Genomic DNA, 19,303 nt, shown 5'->3' with positions numbered 1-19,303 from the left:
CGTGCAGCAGCGCCTTGGAGGGGATGCAGCCGACGTTCAGGCAGACGCCACCGAGCGTGGCGTAGCGCTCGACCAGCACGACCTTGAGGCCGAGGTCGGCCGCGCGGAAGGCGGCCGAGTAGCCGCCGGGGCCGCCGCCGAGCACGAGGACCTCGCACTCCAGGTCGGCGCCGCCGGTGTGGACGGCAGTGGCGATGGGGGCCGCGATGGGCGCGGCCACGGGAGCAGCGACCGGTGCCGCAGCCACCGGCGCTGGCGCTGCAGCGACTGCCGCGCCTTCGACGAGCGCGATCAGGTCACCCTGGTTGATCTTGTCGCCGAGCTTGACCTTCAGCTCCTTGAGCACGCCCGCGCCGGTGGCGGGGATTTCCATCGAGGCCTTGTCGCTCTCCACCGTGATCAGGCTCTGGTCGACGGCGACGGCATCGCCCGGCTTGACCAGGATCTCGATGATGGCCACGTCCTTGAAGTCGCCGATGTCGGGAACGCGCAGTTCGATCTGTGCCATGTCGCCGACCTCAGAGCAGTACGCGGCGGAAGTCCGCCAGGATGGCGCCCAGATAGGCGTTGAAGCGGGCCGCAGCCGCGCCGTCGATGACGCGGTGGTCCCAGCTCAAGGACAGCGGCAGCGTCAGGCGCGGCTCGAATTCCTTGCCGTTCCACACCGGCTTCATGAAGCTCTTGCACACGCCCAGGATGGCCACTTCGGGCGCATTGATGATGGGCGTGAAGTAGGTGCCGCCGATGCCGCCGAGCGACGAGATGCTGAAGCAGCCGCCGCTCATCTCAGCCGGGCTGAGCTTGCCGTCGCGCGCCTTGGCGGCGAGCTCGCTCATCTCCTTGGCGATCTGCGCCACGCCTTTCTGGTCGGCGTCCTTGATGACGGGCACCACCAGGCCGTTGGGCGTGTCGGCTGCGAAGCCGATGTGGAAGTACTTCTTCAGCACCAGTTCGTCGCCATCCAGGCTGGCGTTGAACTCGGGGAACTTCTTCAATGCCGCCACGCAGGCCTTGATCAAGAAGGCCAGCATGGTGAACTTGACGCCCGACTTCTCGTGCTCCTTGTTCATCGCCACGCGGAAGGCCTCCAGCTCGGTGATGTCCGCTTCGTCGTGGTTCGTCACGTGCGGGATGACGACCCAGTTGCGATGCAGGTTGGCGCCGCTGATCTTCTTGATGCGCGAAAGCGGCTTGCGCTCAACCGCGCCGAACTTCGAAAAGTCCACCTGCGGCCACGCCAGCACATTCAGGCCCGATCCGCCACCCGCGGGAGCGGCCGGGGCTTTGGCGGCTTGCGCCTGGGTCTGCGTTGCGCCGGCCATCACCGCGCCAACGAAAGCTTGCACGTCCTCCTGGGTGATGCGGCCCTTGGGGCCGGAGCCCTTGACCTCTGCCAGCGGCACGCCCAGCTCGCGGGCGAATTTGCGCACCGACGGGCTGGCGTGCGGCAGCTTGCCAGTGGCGGCCAGGGGCTCATGCGGCGCGGCAGCAGGTTGGCTGCGCGCTGGCGCCGGCGCACTGGCTGCCACGGGGGCAGCGGCCACAGCGGCTGGTGCGGCGCTCGGCTGAGCGGGCGCGGCAGCAGCCGCACCGGCGACGCCGCTGAGCACCAGCACGGCGCTGCCGATGTTGACCTTGTCGCCCAACTGGACCTTGAGTTCCTTGACCACGCCAGCGTGGCTGCTCGGAATCTCCATCGAGGCCTTGTCGCTCTCGACGGTGATGAGGCTCTGCTCGACCTTGACCGTGTCGCCCGGCTTGACCAGCAGCTCGATGACGGCCACATCCTTGAAGTCGCCGATGTCCGGCACCACGACAGTGACGTCGCCACCCGCGGCAACCGGCACTGCGGCCGGTGCGGGCGCGGCCACCGCAGGGGCCGGCGCCGGCGCGGCCGCCACGGCAACCGAAGTGTTGGGCGCCGGCGCCGCAGCGCCAGCGGCTTCCAGCTCCAGGATCAGGTCACCGATGTTGACCGTATCGCCCAGCTTGACCTTGAGCGCCTTGACGACACCGCCATGGCTGCTCGGGATCTCCATCGAGGCCTTGTCGCTCTCCACGGTGATCAGCGACTGCTCGGGGCGGATGGTGTCGCCTTCCTTGACCAGCACTTCGATGATCGCGACGTCCTTGAAGTCCCCGATGTCCGGGACCTTGACTTCCACCAATGCCATGTTGGTGCGTCCTTATGCGTAGAGCGGGTTGATCTTGTTGGCGTCAATGCCGTACTTGGCAATCGCGTCGGCCACCTTGGCGGCCGGCAGCTTGCCTTCGTCGGCCAACGCCTTGAGGGCGGCCACGACGATGTAGTGGCGGTTCACCTCGAAGTGCTGACGCAGCTTGCTGCGGAAGTCGCTGCGGCCGAAGCCGTCGGTGCCCAGCACCTTGTAGGCGCGGCCGGCGGGAATGAAGGCACGGATCTGGTCGGCGTAGGCCTTCATGTAGTCGGTCGAGGCCACCACCGGGCCGCTGGTCTTGCTGAGCTGCTGCGCCACGAAGGAGACGCGCGGGGTCTCGGTGGGGTGCAGCAGGTTCCAGCGCTCGGCGTCCTGGCCGTCGCGCGCCAGTTCGTTGAAGCTCGGGCAGCTCCACACGTTCGCGCCCACGCCCCAGTCGGCTTCGAGCAGCTTCTTGGCCTCCATCGATTCACGCAGGATGGTGCCGCTGCCGAGCAGGTTCACTTCCAGGGACTGCTTGGCGGCGGGCTGCAGCAGGTACATGCCCTTGAGGATCTCGGCTTCCGTGCCGGCCGTCAGGCCCGGCATGGCGTAGTTCTCGTTCAGCAGGGTCAGGTAGAAGAACACGTTCTCCTGCTTGCCGACCATGCGCTCCAGGCCGTTGTGCATGATGACGGCAACCTCGTGCGCGAAGGTCGGGTCGTAGCTGATGCAGTTCGGGATGGTGCCGGCCAGGATATGGCTGTGGCCGTCCTCGTGCTGCAGGCCTTCGCCGTTCAGCGTGGTGCGGCCGCTGGTGCCGCCGAGCAGGAAGCCGCGCGCCTGCATGTCACCCGCGGCCCAGGCCAGGTCGCCAATGCGCTGGAAGCCGAACATCGAGTAGTAGATGTAGAAGGGGATCATCACGCGGTTGTTCGTCGAATACGACGTCGCCGCGGCGATCCACGAGGCCATGCCGCCGGCCTCGTTGATGCCCTCTTGCAGGATCTGACCGGCCTTGTCCTCGCGGTAGTACATCACCTGGTCCTTGTCGACCGGGGTGTAGAGCTGGCCCTTGGGGTTGTAGATGCCAATCTGGCGGAACAGGCCTTCCATGCCGAAGGTGCGCGCCTCGTCCACCAGGATGGGCACGACGCGCGGGCCCAGTTCCTTGTCGCGCAGCAGCGCGGTCAGGAAGCGTACGTACGCCTGGGTGGTGGAGATCTCACGGCCTTCAGGCGTGGGGTCCAGCACGGCCTGAAAGCTTGAGAGCGGCGGCACGGTGAAGCTCTCGTCGGCCTTGACGCGGCGCTTGGGCAGGTAGCCACCCAGGGCCTGGCGGCGCTCGTGCAGGTAGCGCATCTCCGGGGTGTCGTCAGCCGGCTTGTAGTACGGGATCTTGGGCAACTCGCTGTCCGGGATGGGGATGCCGAAGCGGTCGCGGATGTACTTGATGTCCTCGTCGGTCAGCTTCTTGGTCTGGTGGACGGTGTTCTTGCCCTCACCGGCCTTGCCCATGCCGTAGCCCTTGACCGTCTTCACCAGCAGCAGCGTGGGCTGGCCGGTGGTGTTGTGGTGGGCCTGGTGGAAGGCGGCGTAGACCTTCTCGGGCTGGTGACCACCGCGGCGCAGCTCGAAGATCTCGTCGTCGCTCATGTGCTCGACGAGCTTGGCGGTTTCCGGGTACTTGCCAAAGAAGTGCTTGCGGACGTAGGCGCCGTCGTTGGCCTTCATGGCCTGGTAGTCGCCGTCCACGGTTTCCATCATCAGCTGCTTGAGCTTGCCGCTCTTGTCGCGCGCCAGCAGCTCGTCCCAGCCCTTGCCCCAGACCAGCTTGATGACGTTCCAGCCGCTGCCGCGGAACTCGCCCTCGAGCTCCTGGATGATCTTGCCGTTGCCGCGCACCGGGCCGTCCAGGCGCTGCAGATTGCAGTTGATGACGAAGACCAGGTTGTCCAGGCCCTCGCGCGCGGCGAGACCAATGGCACCCAGGCTTTCCGGCTCGTCCATCTCGCCGTCGCCCATGAAGGCCCAGACCTTGCGCTGCGCCGTGTCGGCAATGCCGCGGGCATGCAGGTACTTGAGGAAGCGCGCCTGGTAGATCGCCATCAGCGGGCCCAGACCCATGCTGACGGTGGGGAACTGCCAGAACTCCGGCATCAGCTTGGGGTGCGGGTAGCTGGACAGGCCCTTGCCATCCACTTCCTGGCGGAAGCTGTCGAGCTGCGCCTCGCTCAGGCGACCTTCCAGGAAGGCACGCGCGTAGATGCCGGGCGCGCTATGGCCCTGGATGTAGAGCAGGTCGCCGCCGTGGCTTTCGTTCTCGGCGTGCCAGAAGTGGTTGAAGCCGGCGCCCAGCATCGAGGCCAGCGAGGCGAAGGAGCCGATGTGGCCACCCAGGTCGCCGCCGTCGGCGGGGTTCAGGCGGTTGGCCCGCACCACCATGGCCATGGCGTTCCAGCGCATGTAGGCGCGCAGGCGCTTTTCGATCTCGATATTGCCCGGGCAGCGTGCTTCCTGGTCGGCCGGAATGGTGTTCAGGTAGGCCGTGTTCGCGCTGAAGGGCACATCGATGCCGGCCTGGCGGGCCTCGTCAATCAGCGCTTCCAGGATGAAGTGAGCGCGTTCACCGCCCTCCTCGCCAATGACCGCCTTGAGGGCGTCCAGCCACTCCTGGGTTTCGCGGGGATCAGCGTCGTTGGGGCGCGCGGCCAGGATGTCGTTCGGCTGGGCGGACATGGGGGACGTCTCCGTTTTTAGAGTCACAACTCGAATCGAGGGCGGAGTGTGCCATAGGCCGCCCATCTTTCAAATGGCGGATAGCCTTTCCGCATTACGAAACCGAGTGGAGGTCGAGATAATCACGCGATGCCTCTCCGCCCCGACTGGAGCCAGTCGCTCCAGACCCTCTTTCGCCCCGCCCTGGCCGCCGCCACGCGCTGGTGGCGCCGCCAGTCACCCGCGCGCCAGGACCGCTTCGCCACCCTGGGCCCGCTGCTCTCGGTGCTGCTCTTCCTGGGCACCATCGTGTTGGCCTTCTGGTACCTGCGCAACGAAGAAATCGAGCGCGAGAGCGAGGCTGTCAAGCGCGACACCGAGATCGCCCAGCAACAGCTGCGCTTGCGCCTGATCGAGAACCAGGAGCAGATGGCGCGCATCGCGCGGGAAATCGTGACGCGCGCGATCGACACCTACGAGTTCAGCGCCCAGGCCAGCGCCTTCGCGCGCGAACGGCCCGAGGTCATGCACATCACCTGGCTCAGCGCCCGGCGCGAGCGGCGCGCCTCGGTGGCCAGCACCGGCTTCCAGGCCCCCACGCTGATGGCCCCGGGCTCGGCCGACCCTTCGATGCCCCAGGGCAACAACGTGCCCGACCAGACCTTCGTGGCCGTGCGCGAGCGCCGCCAGCCGCTCTACACCGGCGCCTTCAACGATGCGGTGGGCAATCTGGTCTTCCAGCTGCAGGTGCCGCTGATCGACCGCCATGGCTTTGCCGGGGTGCTGATCGCGGAGTACGGCGTCGAGGCCCTGCTGCGCTACTACGTGCCGAGCGAGGTGGCCTCGCGCCACGCCATCGCGGTGCTGGACCCGAACGAGCTGGTGGTGGCCAGCACCGTCACCCCCATGCCCGGCGTGACGCCCGGCAAGGCCGCCATCCTGCACGAGGTGCCGCTGGCGCCGGCGCTCAATGGCCTGGTGCTGCGTGGCCAGGGCTACCGCACCAGCATCGGCCTGATCTCCAACACCCTGTTCTGGATGGTGGTGGCCCTGGCCACGCTCACCGTCTGGATGCTGCTGGGCACCTGGCGCCACATGCGCCGGCGCCTGCACATGCAGAACGCCCTGCTGGCCGAGACCAACTTCCGGCGTGCGATGGAGAACTCCATGCTCACCGGCATGCGTGCCCTCGACATGGAGTCGCGCATCGTCTACGTGAACCCGGCCTTCTGCGCGATGACCGGCTTCACCGAAGCCGAGCTGCTCGGCCACCGCCCGCCCTTCCCGCACTGGCCGCGCGACCGCATTGAAGAAAACCAGCGCCTGCTGGATCAGGAGATGCAGGGCCGCAGCCCCAGCGGCGGCATTGAAGTCAAGGTGATGCGCAAGGACGGCTCGGTGTTCGACGCGCGCATGTACGTCTCGCCCTTGGTGGACGCCAAGGGCAAGCAGACCGGCTGGATGGCCTCGATGACCAACATCACCGAGGCCAAGCGCGTGCGCGACCAGCTCAGCGCCAGCCACGAGCGCTTCACCACCGTGCTGGAAGGCCTGGACGCCGCCGTGTCGGTGCTTTCCATCCCGCAGCAGGAACTGCTGTTCGCCAACCGCAGCTACCGGCTCTGGTTCGGCGCCGAGAGCCTGGGCCACACCCAGCTGGCCGAGCAACCCGGCACCCAGCTGGCACTGCCCAGCGACGATGTGGACGACTACACCGGCCTGCCCGCCCAGCCGCTCACCGAAGGGCCCGGCAGCAGCCCGCGCGAGGTCTATGTGGAGCAGCTGGAGCGCTGGTTCGACGTGCGCACGCGCTACCTGCAATGGACCGACGGCCGCCTGGCGCAGATGCTGATCGCCACCGACATCACCAGCCGCCGTGCCGCCGAGCAGCAGGCCGAGGCCCAGGCCGCCAAGGCCCAGGTGACGAGCCGCCTGATCACCATGGGGGAAATGGCCAGCTCGGTGGCGCATGAGCTGAACCAGCCGCTGACCGCCATCACCAACTACTGCAACGGCATGATCAGCCGCGTGCGCGGCGACAACATCGCCAAGGACGATCTGCTGGCCGCACTGGAAAAGACCAGCAAGCAGGCCCAGCGCGCCGGCCAGGTGATCCATCGCATACGCGCCTTCGTGAAGCGCAGCGAACCGCAGCGTCAGACGGCGCAGGCCGCCGACATCGTGGAGGACGCGGTCGAACTGGCCTCGATCGAGCTGCGCCGCCGCAATGTGCAGCTGCACACCTATGTGGCGCAGCGCCTGCCCGCGCTGCTGGTAGACCCGATCCTGATCGAGCAGGTGCTGCTGAACCTGCTGAAGAACGCCGCCGAGGCGATCGACATCGCCAAGCTGCCGCCCTCGCGCCGCCATATCGAGCTGCGTGTGGTCCCGCGCCACATGCCGGACCAGGGCGGCACCATCGAGTTCTCCGTGCAGGACATGGGCCCCGGCCTGCCCGAGGACGCGATCAACCGCATCTACGAGGCCTTCTACTCCACCAAGGCCGACGGCCTGGGCATCGGCCTAGGGTTATGCCGGTCTATCGTCGAGAGCCACCAGGGCCGGCTGCGCGCCGAGAATCTCTACAATGGCGAGCTTGTTTCGGGCTGCCGCTTCTCGTTCACGATCCCCGTCGATCTGCGCCACGCGGACAGCTTCACTCCCTCCCCGACCGCCAGCACCACACCATGAGTTTGATTCCCAAGAAGGGCAATGTCTTTGTCGTCGACGACGACGAGGCCGTGCGTGACTCCCTGCAATGGCTGCTGGAGGGCAAGGACTACCGCGTCAAGTGCTTTGACTCGGCCGAAAGCTTCCTGGCCCGCTTCGACCCGCGCGAAGTGGCCTGCCTGATCTGCGACATCCGCATGGACGGCATGAGCGGCCTGGAGCTGCAAGACAAGCTGATCGAGCGCAAGAGCCCGCTGCCGATGGCCTTCATCACCGGCCACGGTGACGTGCCGATGGCCGTGCAGACCATGAAGAAGGGCGCGATCGACTTCATCGAGAAGCCTTTCAAGGAAGACTCGCTCGTGGCCTTGGTGGAAAAGATGCTGGAACAGGCCCGCACGGCCTTCGCCAGCCACCAGGAAGCCGCCAGCCGCGACGCCCTGCTGAGCCGCCTGACCACGCGCGAAGCCCAGGTGCTGGAGCGCATCGTGGCCGGCCGCCTGAACAAGCAGATCGCCGACGACCTGGGCATTTCCATCAAGACCGTGGAGGCGCACCGCGCCAACATCATGGAAAAACTCAACGCCAACACCGTGGCCGACCTGCTCAAGATCGCGCTGGGCGCCACCACCGCCAAGGCCTGATCGCCGCATACCCACGAGGCCGCTCACCGAGCGGCCTTTTTCGTTTCTGAAAGGACCCCGCCCATGACCGCCCAACTGATCGACGGCAATGCCCTGGCCGCCAAGCTGCGCTCCCACATGGCCACCGAAGTGGCCGCGCTGACCGCACGCGGCCACAAGCCGGGCCTGACCGTGCTGCTGGTCGGCGAGGACCCGGCCAGCCAGGTCTATGTGCGCAACAAGGTCAAGGCCTGCGAAGCCATCGGCATGGCCTCCAGCCTGGAACGCCACCCGGCCGACATGACGCAGCACCACCTGCTGACGCGCATCCGTGAACTGAACGCCGATCCGGCAGTCCACGGCATCCTGGTGCAGCTACCCCTGCCCAAGCACCTGGATGCGGACCTGGTGATCGAGTCCATCGCTCCGGAAAAGGACGTGGACGGCTTCCATGTGGCCAGCGCCGGCGCGCTGATGGTCGGCCAGCCCGGCTTCAAGCCCTGCACGCCCTACGGCTGCATGAAGATGTTGGAAGAGATTGGCTGCAACCCGCGCGGCAAGCACGCCGTGGTGATCGGCCGCTCCAACATCGTCGGCAAGCCCATGGCCATGCTGCTGCTGCAGGCCAGCGCCACCGTCACCATCTGCCATTCGGCCACGCCCAACCTGGCCGAGATCACGCGCCAGGCCGACATCCTCGTGGCCGCCGTGGGCCGCCCCCGCTTCGTCACGGCCGACATGGTCAAGCCCGGCGCGGTGGTGCTGGACGTGGGCATCAACCGCTTGCCGGACGGCAAGCTCTGCGGCGACGTGGACTTCGAGCCGGTGAAGGAAGTCGCCGGCTGGATCACGCCGGTGCCGGGCGGCGTCGGCCCCATGACCATCACCATGCTGCTGCAGAACACCCTGGAAGCGGCCCAGCGCAAGGCGGGCGCCTGAGCCATGGCAAGCAATCCCCTGCTCTCCCCCGCCCACCTGCCCGACTTCGCGGCCGTCCGCCCCGAGCACATCGAACCCGCGATCACGCAGTTGCTGGCCCAGGCCCAGGCTGCGCAGGCCAAGGTCACGGCCGCTGATTTCCCGACCGACTTGCGGTCCATCGAGCGCGAGCTGGATGTGGCCAGCGAGGCCCTGGGCCTGGCCTGGGGCATCGTGGGGCATCTGAACGCAGTGGCCGACACGCCGGAACTGCGCGCGGCTTACAACGCCATGCTGCCGGCCGTCAGCAACTTCTACGCCGAGCTGGGTGCCGACGAGGCCCTGTACGGCAAGTACAAGCAGGTGGCGGCCGAACACCCGCCCACCGACCCGGCGCAGGCCCGCGCGCTGCAGCTGGCCCTGCAGGGCTTCGTGCTCTCCGGCGCGGAGCTGCAAGGGGCGCAGAAGGAACGCTTCACCGAGCTGCAGAACCGCGGTGCCGAGCTGGGGCAGGCCTTCAGCGAACACGTGATGGACGCCACCGACGGCTTCGCCCTGTTCGTGCCGGCCGAGCGCCTGGACGGCATGCCCGCCGATGTGCGCGCCCATGCCGAGGAACTGGCCCGCGCCGAGGGCCGTGCGGGAGAGGCCAAGCTGACCCTGCACGCACCTTGCCAGGTGCCCCTGATGCAGTACGCGCACGACCGCGCACTGCGTGAGCAGATCTACCGCGCCTATGTCACCCGCGCCAGCGAGTTCGGGCCCGCTGAGCAGGACAACAGCCCGCTGATGCACGAGATCCTGGCGCTGCGCCACGAAGAGGCACAGCTGCTGGGCCAGCCCGATTTCGCCAGCCTCTCGGTGCTGCCGAAGATGGCCGATTCACCGGAGCAGGTGCTGGGCTTCCTGCGCGACCTCGCCCGCCGCGCCCGCCCCCATGCCGAGCGCGACCTGGCCGCCGCCCGCGCCCACGCGCAGGCCCTGGGCCTTGGCGAGCTGCAGGCCTGGGATCTGGCCTACGTCAGCGAGGACCTGAAAACCCGCCAGTACAGCTACAGCGAGCAGGAGGTGCGCGAGTACTTCACCCTGCCCCAGGTGCTGGACGGCCTGTTCGCCCTGCTCGGGCAGATGTTCGGCCTGAGCCTGCGCCGCATCGAGGGCTCGGTCTGGCACGACAGCGTGCAGCTGTATGAGTTGCAGCGCGAGGGACGCCTCGTCGGCCATGTCTACCTGGACCTGCTGGCCCGCGTGGGCAAGCGCCCGGGCGCCTGGATGGACGATGTGCGCGGGCGCTGGCGCCGGCCCGATAGCGGGCAGCTGCAAACCCCCGTGGCCCACCTGGTGTGCAACTTCGCCCCCGGCGCCGACGGCCAACCCAGCCTGCTCACCCACGACGATGTGCAGACCCTGTTCCACGAATGGGGCCATGGCCTGCACCATCTGCTCACCGAGGTGGAAGTGGGGGGCGTCTCCGGCATCGACGGCGTGGAATGGGACGCCGTGGAACTGCCCAGCCAGTTCCTGGAGAACCTGGCCTGGGAGTGGCCGGTGGTGCAGCGCCTGAGCCGACACGTGAAGAGCGGCGCGCCGCTGCCCCGGGCGCTGTTCGACAAGATGCTCGCCGCCAAGAACTTCCAGGCCGGCCTGCAAACCCTGCGCCAGGTCGAGTTCGCGCTGTTCGACATGCGCCTGCACCAGGCCGAGAACCCGGCGGTGCTGGAGTTGCTCAGCGAAGTGCGCGAAGAGATCGCCGTCTACCTGCCGCCCGACTTCAACCGCTTCCCCCACGCCTTCAGTCACATCTTTGCTGGCGGCTACGCGGCCGGCTACTACAGCTACAAGTGGGCCGAGGTGCTGAGTGCCGACTGTTGGGCCGCCTTCGAGGAAGAGGGCGTGGACAACCCCGCCACGGGCGCCCGCTTCGTCGATGAGATCCTGGCGCGCGGTGGCTCCCGCCCGGCGATGGAGAGCTTCAAGGCCTTCCGCGGCCGCGCGCCGCAGATTGATGCCTTGCTGCGGCAGCAGGGGCTGACGCCCGTGACGCCACACGACTAGCGGCTTGGCAGCCCCGCCCAGCGGAGCTGCCAAAACCGGTGCGCCCGGCCTATGCTCGCCTCAACTTGTAACGAGGCTTGAGACCATGCCACAAGCACCGAAGCGGGGCCACCTCCTGGGGTTCACGTTGATCGAGCTGATGATCACCGTCGTCATCATCAGCATCCTGGCCATGGTGGCCTACCCGAGCTTCATGAGCCAGATCCGCAAGGGCCGGCGCTCGGATGCCGTGTCGGCCCTCTCCGCGGTGGTGCAGGCTCAGGAGCGCTGGCGCTCGAACAACCCGAGCTACGGGACCGATCTCACGAGTGCTTGGCCCACTGGCCTGGGCCTTTCGAGCTCCTCGCCGAATCAGTACTACACGATCGCACTCTCCGCCTGTTCGCCCGCAGCACCAGCCACCTGCTATGTGGCCACCGCTACCGCCGTGGCCGGCAAGTCGCAGGCCTCGGACACCGGCTGCACCACGCTGACCGTGACCTTCAGCGCTGGAACCGCCACCTACACCCCGAACGACAGCAACCGCTGCTGGGCGAAATGAAGTCCGCCCTCCTTCAGCGCCGGCGCGGCTTCACCATGGCCGAACTGCTGGTGACCGTGGCCGTCGTGGCCATCCTGTTGGCCATCGCCGCGCCCAGCTTCGGGAAGATGCTGTCCAAGCGCCGGTTGGAAGGCGCGGCCACCGAGCTCTTCAATGACTTGCAGTACGCCCGCAGCCAGGCGGTGGCCGACAACCGGCAGGTCCAACTCGTGGCCACCACCTCGAGCTATGTCATTTCGACCGTCAATGCACCGGCCAAGACCTACCGCACCGTCAGCGAGTTGCCTCCTGACGTAGCCCTCGAAGCCGGAGCGACGGTGGTGTTCGCCCCGCTGCGCGGCTGCATGACGGACAACAGCTGCTCGGCTGACGATCTGGTTCTCGATGTGAAGAGCAGCTCCACGCCCGAGAAGCTCCGGGTGGTGGTGAACAACATGGGACGGGTGCGCCTCTGCTCGCCGGACGGCGGTTTCAAGGGATACACATCATGCTGAAGCCTCGTGCTCGACGCCAACTTGGCGTCTCCATGGTCGAAATGATGGTGGGGGTGGTGGTCGGCCTGTTCGTCGTCGGCGGCGCCATCTACCTGTTCGTCGGCAATCTGGCCAATTCGCGCAAGCTGCTGGTCGAGGCGCGGCTGAACCAGGAGGTTCGCAACGCGGCCGACGTCATTGCCCGCGAGCTCCGGCGCGCCGGCTACTGGGATTACGCCATTGCCGGCACCGTGACGAACAGTCTGGGCGCCAGCGCGCAGCCGAACCCCAACCGGGGCATCACCGTCACCAGCGGCAGCGACGGAATCAGTTACGAGGTGAGCCGAGATGTGGCCGCGGCCCGCGGCGGCTGCGGTGTCGCGATCTGCGAGAACACCGCATCCGAGAACGACGAAAAGTTTGGCTTTCGCCTGCAGTCCGGCGTTCTGCAGATGAACGTGCCCGCACTGGACGGCGCCAAGTGGCGTGACCTGACCGACCCCAACGCCGTGACGGTCAACAGCTTTGCCATCACCAAGAGCGAGACCCCGATCGACGCCCGCATCGTCTGCCCCACGCCTTGTGCAGGGTCCAGTTGCCCAACGGTGACGGTGCGTCGCTACACCGTCCAGATCAAGGCCACCTCGACGACCGACAGCGCCATCACCCGCAGCATCCAGGAACAGGTTCGGGTGCGCAATGACGAACTGGCCGGCACCTGCACCTGAGCGAGGAAACACCATGCGCAATGAGCTCAATTTCCGCCACTGGCCGGCGCGCCAACGCGGCATCGCCTCGCTGGCCGCCACCCTGCTCCTGCTGATGGGCATGGCGGTGGGCCTCTTCTACTTCAACCGCGGGCTCATCTTTGAGCAGAAGTCTTCTGCCAACCAGGTGCGCTCCACCGCGGCCACCGAAGTGGCGGAGGCCGGCATGGAGTGGGCCATCGGCATGCTCAACAACCCTGCGTTGCTGAATGACAGCTGTGTCGTGGTCTCTTCGGGCGGCGTCGGCTTCAAGCGCCGCTACATCCAGACCCAGTGGGGCAGTTCCACGCAGCCCACCAATTTCGCCACCTACTACGACGACCCCACCGCCACCACGCCGGTCACCAACGCCTATGTAGGCTGCAAGATCAACGGCACCAGCACCACCTGCAGCTGCCCGGCTGTTGGCACCCTCTCAGTGCACACGACGGCAGGCCCCCAGCAGGGTTTTCTGAAGCTGAACACGGCCGCCGTATCCAGCCCGGGCACGGCGGTTCTCCCTACTTTTTCCGTGGCCTTCGAGCCGGTACGGGTCAGTTCGGCGTCCGCGATGTTCGAAGGGGAATCGGTGCGCGTCACGGTCACCGGCTGCACCGCCACGGAAGGGAATTGCGTACCCGGCCACGGCAGCTTCGGCAGCCCGGACGCCACGGCCACCGTCAGCGCCATCATCCGCTTCCGCCCGGGCCTGCGGGCGGCGCCAGCGGCGGCCTTGACCTGCGGCGGCAACTGCAATCCGGGTGGCAGCTACAACATCATCAACACTGATCCCAGCACCAACGGCATCACCATCAATGCCGGCGGCACCATCACCGTGGGCTCCGGCGCCAAGGCCGTCAGCATGCCAGGCATTCCGCCCCAGAACGCGCAGGTGGCCGGAGATGCCTCGCTGGCCACCTTGGCCAGCAGCGACCCGACCTGCACAAACTCCGCCATGTTCCAGACCTATTTCGGCGTGCCGCTGGACCGGTATGCGGATGCGAGCACGACCGAGGTCATTGACTGCAGCAGTGCCGGCGACTGCGGCGCCAAGGTCTTGGCCGCCTACGACAAGGGCGAACGGAACTTCTACTTCCCGAATGGTGTCGACTTCAACAACAGCTCCGGCTTCCCGTCCTGCCCTGGCGGCGGCAGCACCCGTTGCCTGGGCAGCGTGGACGACCCGGTCAACCTGGTGACGCCGGGCGACTTCAACATGAACGGCAACATCCGAGTCTTCGGCGTCGTGTTCAGCAACAGCGCCAACACCAGCGACCTCGGTACCGGTACGGCCGACATCATCGGCGGCATCGTGACCTGCCGAGACCAGCAGAGCAACGGCAACGGCACGATCGCCTATGACCCGAACGTCATGCGCGCGGGCCGCCGATCCACCGGCACAGCGGTGCGGGTTTCGGGCAGCTGGACGGATGCCTGCCGGTTGGATGCCAGCACCAGCCCACCCACCCGCGACTGCAGTGGTAGCAACTGACCCGAAGGGAGTCCGCATCATGACGAACCGAACAGGCAGGAACCGCCAACACGGCTTTACGTTGGTCGAAGCCCTGGTGGCCCTGTGCATCGTGGGTTTTGGCATGCTGGCCCTGGTGGCCGTGCAGTTCAACCTGAACTCCGGCACCGACTTGACCCGCCAACGTGCCGAGGCCATGCGCCTGGCACAGGAAAAGATCGAGTATTTCCGCAGCTACACCGGCATCACCACCGGCACCGTCAATTGGGATGCTCTGGCCAGCAGTGCGACCGAGGAGATCATCGACAAGTACACGATCGGTGGCGTCGATGTCCCAACCAACGCCACCTACCGTCGTAGCTGGAGCCTGAGCGGCAACAACAACGACGCGGTGCGCATGCTGCAGGTCAAAGTCACCTGGGAAGACCGCAACTACAAGCTGAATTCGGCCGATGCGGACAAGGGCCGGCAATCGGTGGTTCTGCATACCAGCATTGCCCGGGTCGATCCGCTGGAAACGGCCTATTTGGGTTACCCGCTGCCGCAGAACACCAACCTGAAGCGCCCGAAGAATCGAAACCTCAATATCCCGTTGGAGGCCATTCCCCTCAACACCCAGGAAAGCGCGTATGTGTTGAGCGGCTCGCTGCAAATTGTTTTCAGCAATACGTCAGGCCTCGTGATCAAGAAATGCTCAAACCTGAATGCTACGGGCTCAAATTACGCGACCGCCACCTGCACTGACTTCCTCGGCTATGTGCTGGCCGGCTACATATCGGGAACGCCGACTGTCGTCTCAGGCGTCAACTTGAATGGCCTGACGGGCATCACCGGTAGCGCCTGCAAATTTGGCGATGCCGAGGACATCAACACCAAGACGCCGATTGCCGGCTACAAATACTATGTGTGCGTGATTCAGGTTGCTGCCTTGGGCAATCCTTATGCCGGCACGGTGAAGCTGGGCGGCATCCCGACGTCCACAGGCAATACCTACAAGGTCTGCCGCTTCCAATATGCCTCGTCCGATTTCGTGGACAGCAACGAGCGCAATGTCCAGCCCTATGCGGGAGTCGCGAAGTCCCTCGACAACCAGAACTACTACATCGAGAACAGCCCGAGCGGCAGCTGCCCGACCATCACGTCGGCCGGAGCGCCCTCTGGCTTCACCGGCGCCTCCGTCGCCACGCAACTGCACCAGGATTGCCGCGCCAGTCAGAGCCCCACGACGACCGCCACCGGCACCTGCCCAGCCACTGCCTACAACGCTGCGACCTCGCTCCCCTGAAGCCTGGCGGCGCAAGCCCCAAGGGCGGGCTCAGACCCGCCCTTCTTTCTGCTGCTTCTCGATCATCTTCAGCGCCTCCTCCACCGGCAGCGCCTTGCCGAACAGCCAGCCCTGGCCGATGTGCACGCCGAGTTCGTGCAGCAGCTGGGCCTGGCGCTCTTCTTCGACGCCTTCGGCCAGCGCCTGCTTGTCGAGGGCCTTCACCAGGCCGACGATGGTGCGCACGATCTCGACGGCGTCACGGCCGGCATGCAGGCGCATGACGAAGCTGCGGTCGATCTTGAGCGTGTCGAACGGGAACTGGTGCAAGTAGGCCAGGCTGGAGTAGCCGGTGCCGAAGTCGTCGATGGAGATCTTGAAGCCCATCTTGGCGAGCTGCTGCAGGGCTTCGGCCGTCTGGTGCGGGTTGGCCATGGCCATGCTCTCGGTCACCTCGAGCTTGATGCGGTGCGGGTCCAGGCCTTGCAGGCGCGCCAGCACGTCGCGCGCATCGGCCATCAGGTCGCCCTCGGTGAACTGGCGGCTGCTGAGGTTGACGGCGATCTCGCCGTCAAAGCCCAGGGCGTCCCAGGCGCGCAGCTGGTCGGTCACGGCCATCAGGGTCCAGCGGCCCATGGCGACGATCTGGCCAGACTCCTCGGCGTAGGGGATGAAGTCGCCCGGCATGATGAAGCCGCGCTCCGGGTGGATCCAGCGGATCAAGGCCTCGAAGCCGAGCAGCTTGCGGTCCTCCAGCCGCACCAGGGGCTGGTAGTACATGCGGAACTCACCGCGCAACAGGCCAAGATCGATGTTGTCGTGCAGCCAGCGGCGGCTGGTCTCGATCAGCTGGTCGGCCGGGTCGTAGGCGCGCACCAGGCCGCGCTGGCGGCTCTTGCCCAGGGCCAGGGCCATCTCGGCGCAGGCCAGCAGCTCGGCGGCGTCTTGCGGACCGTGGCTGCGGTGCGCCCAGCCCACGGTGCCGGCCACCTGCAGAGAACGGCCGCTCACCACCAGGGGTTCGGCCAGCTGCGCGTGCACCCAGTCCGGCGTGCGCTGGACATCCTGGCCGGCGGTCATCAGGTCGGCCGCAAACGTGAGGGCGAAGACATCGGCCCCGAGGCGGGCGACGGACTGCGACTGCCCCGCGCGCTGGCCCAGGCGGCGCGCCACGGCGCGCAGCACGCCATCGCCCACCTGGGTACCCTCCGCCTCGTTCAGGGCTCGGAAATCGTCCAAACCGAGCAGCACCACGCCCAGCGGCGCGCCGGTGGCGAAGAGCTGCTCCAGGCGCTCGATGAAGAGGGAGCGGTTGGCCAGGCCGGTGAGGCGGTCGTGCAGTGCGTCGTGCACGAGCTGGCGCTGCAGGCGCAGGGTGTCGGAGATGTCGGTGAGCGAGCCGGCCATGCGCGTCGGCCGGCCCTGGGCATCGCGCGTGGCCATGCCGCGCACCAGCAGCGCGCGCTCCTGCTCACCCTCGCGAAACTGCAGTACATGGTGCAGCTGCAGGCTGCGGCCTTCCAGATGGTCCTGCAGCGCAGCCTCGAAGGCGGAGCGGGCATTGGCATCCAGCGGCACGGTGAAGGCGTCCATGGTGCGGGCCTGGCTTTCCTCCTGCCCCATCAGGCCGAGCCAGCGCTCGCTGAAGTGCACCTCGCCCGCGTCCAGATCCCAGTCCCAGAGCCCGTCATTGGCACCCTGGGCGGCCAGCGCGTAGCGCTCCTCGCTGGCGCGCAGTGCGGCCACCGCCGCTTCCTTGCGCAGGCGCTCGCCATGGCCGCGCAACAGCGTGGCGCCCAGCACGGCGGTGATCATGGCCAGGCCGGGGTAGGCCAGCGACAGGAAGCGGTGGTTGGCAACGAAATCCCATTGCGCCCAGCCGAGCAGCAGCAGGCCCAGCGCCCCCAGCACGGCACCGGCGCGCCGGCCTGACCAGTTGGCCAGCGCCCCGGCCGCGGCCAGGGGCAACAGCAGCATGGCGGCCAGTTCGATCAGCGGCGCGAACTCGCTGACGCGCAGATTGCGGCCGGTGATGAGGTTGTCGGTGACGGTGGCCAGGCGCTCCATGCCAGGCAGGCCGGAATCGAAGGGGCTGGGCACGGAATCGCTGGTGCCGAAGGCGGTAGCACCGACGATGAAGATGCGGCCCTTGAGCTGATCCGCCGGCACCTTGCCGTTCAGCACGTCGATGTAGCTGAGGGTGGGGAAATGCTCGGCCTTGCCGTAGTAGTTGACCCATTGGCGCGAGGCGGCGTCCAGCGGCACCTGCAGCGGGCCCCAGCGCACCGCCTGGCCAGCCAGGAACTCGGCCTGACTCCAGTCCAGATCCAGGGCCACGCCAGCCAGGCGCAGGGCCATGGTGGGGAACCACTCACCCTGCCAGTGCAGGGCCGGCAGGTCGTAGCGCAGGCTGCCATCCACGCCGCGCTTGGAACTGACGTGACCCACGATGGGAGCGGCCTCGGCCAGCACGGGCGTGGGCGCGATCAGGCCCTTGGGCAGCATGGCCACGGATTCCGCCGCCAGCGCCTCGGCCTTCGCGCGCATGTAGGCGTGGGTCAGCAGCTGCTCCAGCGGCGCGCCGGCCATGGCCGAGCTGTCGTCCGGCAGGGCCAGCGCAATGGCCTTGGCCATGCCGGGGGCCTGCAGGGCGGCGGCCAAGGCACGGTCAGCCTCCTCGCCGCCGGGCTCGGGCATCAGGATGTCCAGGGCCACCGCCTTGGCGCCGGCCGCGGCCAGGCGGGTGATGAGCTCGGCATGGCGGGCGCGGTCGGGCGCGGCACCGCCCAGCGCTTGCAGGGTGCGGTCGTCGATCGACACCAGGGCCACCGGATGCCGGGTGCCCGGTGCCAACGGGCCGCGCACCTGCATCTGCAGGTCCAGGGTCAGGCGGTCGATGCGCTCCAGCAAGGTGCCGGCGCGCTGCGACCACAGCACGATGGCCAGGGTGGCGGCCAGCAGGGCCACCAGCAGGTAGCCCCGTTCGGGCCGGTCCCGGCGGCTGGGCCGGGCGGGCCGAACGCCTGGCGAGGCCGCGCCCGCGGCCGGCTCAGACACCGCTCAACCGGTCCAGCGTGGCCTTGATGCGCGTCTCCGACCAGGCCGCCGCGGCGCTGCAGCCCTTGCCGGCCACACAGTCGGTGCCCATCAGCCCGGCCAGCGCAATCAGCGGCAGCGCGGCGGTGATGGAACGGGTCTGCGGCCGCGCGGGTTGCACGTCCACGCTGCCGCTTTGCATCAGCACGGCCGTCTTGTCCTCGGAAGGAACTTCGACTGCGAACTCGGTGCCGCGCACCGCCGTCACCGCGCTGGGCGTGCGCAGGGTCCAGGCGCCGCCGGCGCTGACCTTCTGCCCCACCAGGCCCAGGCGCAGGAAGAAGCGCGCATCTTTGCGCTCCGAGCCCTCGGCGCTGAAGGATTCGATGCGCAGCTGGCTGTTTTCGGCCAGTACCAGCGAGGAGCCGTCGACGCAGCGCAGACGCACGCGCGATTTGGCGCCCGTCTGCAATTCATCACCCACGTTCAGTCCGCTGCCGGCCTTGAGCACGGCACTGCCGCTGCGGGCCTCGCCGATCAGGGCAGCCACCTCGCACACCGGCGCGGCCTGGCTGGCGGCAGCCGCCAAACCCAGACCCAGGACCCAAAGGCTTCGGTATGTCATCTCGTTC

14 protein-coding genes are annotated in these 19,303 nt (G+C 67.4%); 9 read left to right on the top strand and 5 right to left on the bottom strand.

Annotation, left to right across the window (positions count from 1 at the left end):
• The 3 genes from I7X39_RS19935 to aceE form a co-directional block, all read right to left on the bottom strand.
• Nucleotides 1–508 (bottom strand): biotin/lipoyl-containing protein (locus I7X39_RS19935; RefSeq protein WP_198112937.1); only part of this gene is annotated, 508 nt, incomplete at its 3' end.
• Between the two features lie 10 nt (nt 509–518).
• Nucleotides 519–2,174 carry a dihydrolipoyllysine-residue acetyltransferase gene (gene aceF / locus I7X39_RS19930; RefSeq protein WP_198112936.1) on the bottom strand — a complete coding sequence of 552 codons (1,656 nt, stop codon included), beginning with the start codon at nt 2,172–2,174 and terminating at the stop codon, nt 519–521.
• A gap of 12 nt (nt 2,175–2,186) precedes the next feature.
• Nucleotides 2,187–4,895, bottom strand: a complete 2,709-nt coding sequence (gene aceE / locus I7X39_RS19925; RefSeq protein ID WP_198112935.1) for a pyruvate dehydrogenase (acetyl-transferring), homodimeric type — start codon at nt 4,893–4,895, stop codon at nt 2,187–2,189.
• 129 nt (nt 4,896–5,024) lie between these two features.
• Between aceE and I7X39_RS19920 the strand changes: the two genes are divergently transcribed.
• The 9 genes from I7X39_RS19920 to I7X39_RS19880 all read left to right on the top strand — a co-directional run bounded on the left by I7X39_RS19920 (nt 5,025) and on the right by I7X39_RS19880 (nt 15,656).
• Nucleotides 5,025–7,565, top strand: coding sequence for a PAS domain-containing sensor histidine kinase (locus I7X39_RS19920; protein WP_198112934.1), 2,541 nt, complete (start codon nt 5,025–5,027; stop codon nt 7,563–7,565).
• Nucleotides 7,562–8,188, top strand: coding sequence for a response regulator transcription factor (locus tag I7X39_RS19915; protein WP_198112933.1), 627 nt, complete (start codon nt 7,562–7,564; stop codon nt 8,186–8,188). The genes I7X39_RS19920 and I7X39_RS19915 overlap by 4 nt, the downstream gene beginning before the upstream one ends.
• 63 nt (nt 8,189–8,251) lie before the next feature.
• Entirely contained in the window at nt 8,252–9,106 is an 855-nt protein-coding gene (gene folD / locus I7X39_RS19910; protein WP_198112932.1) for a bifunctional methylenetetrahydrofolate dehydrogenase/methenyltetrahydrofolate cyclohydrolase FolD, read from the top strand.
• Nucleotides 9,107–9,109: 3 nt separating this feature from the next.
• Nucleotides 9,110–11,140, top strand: a complete 2,031-nt coding sequence (locus I7X39_RS19905; protein WP_198112931.1) for a M3 family metallopeptidase — start codon at nt 9,110–9,112, stop codon at nt 11,138–11,140.
• An 85-nt stretch (nt 11,141–11,225) separates the two neighbouring features.
• The gene (locus I7X39_RS19900; protein WP_259376460.1) at nt 11,226–11,681 is read left to right on the top strand and encodes a type IV pilin protein; all 456 of its coding nucleotides are present in this window, start codon (nt 11,226–11,228) and stop codon (nt 11,679–11,681) included.
• A complete protein-coding gene (locus I7X39_RS19895; protein ID WP_198112941.1) occupies nt 11,678–12,175 on the top strand; it encodes a GspH/FimT family pseudopilin in 498 nt (165 codons plus the stop codon). Before I7X39_RS19900 ends, I7X39_RS19895 begins: the two co-directional genes overlap by 4 nt.
• The gene (locus I7X39_RS19890; RefSeq protein WP_198112929.1) at nt 12,169–12,882 is read left to right on the top strand and encodes a PilW family protein; all 714 of its coding nucleotides are present in this window, start codon (nt 12,169–12,171) and stop codon (nt 12,880–12,882) included. Before I7X39_RS19895 ends, I7X39_RS19890 begins: the two co-directional genes overlap by 7 nt.
• A gap of 13 nt (nt 12,883–12,895) precedes the next feature.
• Nucleotides 12,896–14,392: a hypothetical protein gene (locus tag I7X39_RS19885; RefSeq protein ID WP_198112928.1), complete on the top strand. Its 1,497-nt coding sequence runs from the start codon at nt 12,896–12,898 to the stop codon at nt 14,390–14,392.
• 19 nt (nt 14,393–14,411) lie between these two features.
• Complete coding sequence (locus tag I7X39_RS19880) at nt 14,412–15,656, top strand: type IV pilus modification PilV family protein (protein WP_198112927.1); 1,245 nt, start codon at nt 14,412–14,414, stop codon at nt 15,654–15,656.
• A gap of 30 nt (nt 15,657–15,686) precedes the next feature.
• Here I7X39_RS19880 and I7X39_RS19875 read toward each other — a convergent pair whose 3' ends face one another.
• Both I7X39_RS19875 and I7X39_RS19870 read right to left on the bottom strand, forming a co-directional pair.
• On the bottom strand, nt 15,687–18,692 hold the full coding sequence (locus I7X39_RS19875; protein ID WP_198112926.1) for an EAL domain-containing protein: 3,006 nt from the start codon (nt 18,690–18,692) through the stop codon (nt 15,687–15,689).
• Nucleotides 18,685–19,296 (bottom strand): FecR family protein, encoded by a 612-nt coding sequence (locus I7X39_RS19870; protein WP_198112925.1) that lies wholly within the window; start codon nt 19,294–19,296, stop codon nt 18,685–18,687. The genes I7X39_RS19875 and I7X39_RS19870 overlap by 8 nt, the downstream gene beginning before the upstream one ends.
• Nucleotides 19,297–19,303: the final 7 nt, after the last annotated feature.

Source organism: Inhella proteolytica (genome assembly GCF_016093275.1).
GTDB classification, from domain to species: Bacteria; Pseudomonadota; Gammaproteobacteria; order Burkholderiales; family Burkholderiaceae_C; genus Inhella; species Inhella proteolytica.
This window is presented reverse-complemented; position numbering and strand designations above follow the sequence as displayed.